Raw genomic sequence first — 2320 nt, forward strand, 5'->3', positions numbered from 1 at the left:
GCCGTGGAGCCCTATGCCACCATGGCCAAGGAAGCGGGCATGCGTCCCGTGCTGGCCCAGTACGCGGAGCCCATCGAGGACCTTCTGGTGGCCGGCTACTTCACCAATGACGAGATGATCGAGAGTGATCCGGATACCGTCCGCGCGTTTGCCGAGGCCATGAAGGAATCGCAGGAATATGCCCAGGACAATCCGGAGGAAACCCGCGCGGTGATCTCCGAATACACCAGCATCGATGATGAGCTGCTGAAGCAAATTACCCTGGCGCGCTTCCCCGGTGAGTTGCACCCGGAATCCACCGAACGGATCTTGGAAATCTCTCGTGAGTCCGGGCTGATCGGCGACTCAGTAACCGTTGAGGACCTGATTTACAAGGCGGACTGATCCGCCAGGTACGGAGTTCGGGGCCGGCCCATAGGTGGAGGGCCGGCCCCGAACAGTTCTTCCACTAAAGCTAAGCCTTCCTCCGCCCACGCAATTTCCGTGTCGGCGGCAGCCACTTCTCCGCGGTGGGCATGCACTTTGAACCTGATGAGACGTTCTTGCTCCTCCGGCGAGGAGTGTGCCAAACGCCGCACGAGGGTGGCTGATCGCCGTTCTTCCAGAGCGTGAATTCGTTCGAGGGCTTGCTGTCGCAGCTGCCGGAAGTGCTCTCGATGCGCGAGGAATTGCGCCCGTGCCGCTTCCGGGGAGGCGAACTCGAGGTAAGCGGCGCGCAATCGGTGAACGTGCCGAGTGGGTGGGAACGCCAGCTCGTCCTCCAGCCACCGGGACAGTGCCCGAACACCCACTTCCGTGACCTGGTACTCCGTTTTGGTATTACCGCGGGTACCCCACGGCACTTGCCGCGTGCTGAGCAGGCCCTCGGTGCGCATGCGCTTGAGTTCCGGATAGATCTGGGAGTCCGGTGCATGCCACAAGGACCCCACCGACCCGTGAAACTGTTTTGCCACGTCGTAACCCGTCATGGGGCCCGCGGTCAGCAGTGCTAGCAGGGACATGCGCAGGCTCATGGATGGCATCCTCTCGTCGACCAGTGAAAAAGACTATGCCGCAAAATCAGGGTTGTGCCGGTGTGCACCACCCCCTAGAGTATGTCTCAGATCACACAACAACTATCAGTTTAGTTATTTGATTTCAGTACCTTGGCCGTCGAAGGGACGCAGCCCCGTGACTATCACCGCATCCACCACGCACACCGCCACACTCTTTGCCCACCCGCTCAACGCCTGGTACGTGGCTGCATGGGACTACGAACTGACACCCAAGGCGCCCATTGGCCGAACCGTCGCCAATAAGCCCATGGCTCTTTACCGCACCCAGGACGGTCAGCCCGTTGCCCTCGCGGACGCGTGTTGGCATCGCTTGGCGCCCCTGTCCAAGGGAAAGCTGGTGGACCGGGACGGACTCCAGTGCCCTTACCACGGTCTGATATACAACGCCGCAGGCCGCTGCAAGGCAATGCCCGCGCAGGAAACCCTCAACCCCTCCGCCGCGGTCACCTCTTACCCCGTGGTGGAGCGGTACCGCTACGCCTGGGTCTGGCCCGGTGACCCCACTCTGGCGGATCCCGCAACCATCCCTGACATGCATCAAATGGACAGTCCCGAGTGGGCCGGTGATGGCCAGACCATTGCGGCGGAATGCAACTACCAGTTGGTGCTGGACAATCTCATGGACCTCACGCACGAGGAGTTCGTACACTCCTCGTCCATTGGCCAGGAAGAACTCAGCGAATCCGAGTTCCACGTCACGCACCATGGGAACACCGTGACGGTGACCCGTTGGATGTTCGACATTGACGCCCCGCCGTTCTGGGCCAAGAACATGCGCGATAAATTCCCTGATTTCGAGGGCAAGGTGGACCGCTGGCAGATCATCCACTACACCTACCCGTCCACCATTTGCATTGATGTGGGCGTTGCCAAGGCTGGCACGGGCGCCCACGACGGCAATCGCGCCCAGGGCGTCAACGGGTACGTGATGAATTCCATCACCCCGCAGGATGATCGCAGTTCACATTACTTCTGGGCCTTCATGCGCAACTACCGACTGGAGTCCCAGACCATCACCACACAGTTGCGCAATGGTGTTTCGGGGGTGTTCGGTGAGGACGAAGCCATGCTCAAGGCCCAGCAGCGGGCCATCGAGGCGAACCCCGATCACGAGTTCTACAACCTCAACATTGACGCCGGGGGCATGTGGGTGCGCAGAATCTTGGAAAAGGCCCTGCGGGAGGAATCCCGCCCCACCGCCGCCGCCGCCGCCGGAGTGAGCACCGGCAATGGCTGAGAACCACCGCGCCCAATGGCAGGACGCC

3 protein-coding genes are annotated in these 2320 nt (G+C 61.4%); 2 read left to right on the forward strand and 1 reads right to left on the reverse strand.

The window, feature by feature from the left end; translation table 11 throughout:
- On the forward strand, nucleotides 1–384 hold a 384-nt coding region (locus tag Q4E95_RS12900; protein WP_303383684.1), incomplete at its 5' end, for an ABC transporter substrate-binding protein.
- On the opposite strand, the gene Q4E95_RS12905 is transcribed toward Q4E95_RS12900, so the two are convergent.
- Nucleotides 369–1013: a PadR family transcriptional regulator gene (locus Q4E95_RS12905; protein ID WP_303383685.1), complete on the reverse strand. Its 645-nt coding sequence runs from the start codon at nucleotides 1011–1013 to the stop codon at nucleotides 369–371. The two genes, Q4E95_RS12900 and Q4E95_RS12905, sit on opposite strands and share 16 nt — an antisense overlap.
- A 157-nt stretch (nucleotides 1014–1170) precedes the next feature.
- Here Q4E95_RS12905 and Q4E95_RS12910 point away from each other — a divergent pair, with 157 nt between their 5' ends.
- Complete coding sequence (locus Q4E95_RS12910) at nucleotides 1171–2292, forward strand: aromatic ring-hydroxylating dioxygenase subunit alpha (protein ID WP_303383686.1); 1122 nt, start codon at nucleotides 1171–1173, stop codon at nucleotides 2290–2292.
- Nucleotides 2293–2320: the final 28 nt, after the last annotated feature.

It is taken from the genome of Kocuria sp. (genome assembly GCF_030536815.1).
GTDB classification, from domain to species: domain Bacteria; phylum Actinomycetota; class Actinomycetes; order Actinomycetales; family Micrococcaceae; genus Kocuria; species Kocuria gwangalliensis.

Excerpts from the sequence above, each read along its gene's own strand:
- Q4E95_RS12905 (WP_303383685.1), bottom strand. The coding sequence starts at position 1,013 with ATGAGCCTGCGCATGTCCCTGCTAGCACTGCTGACCGCGGGCCCCATG.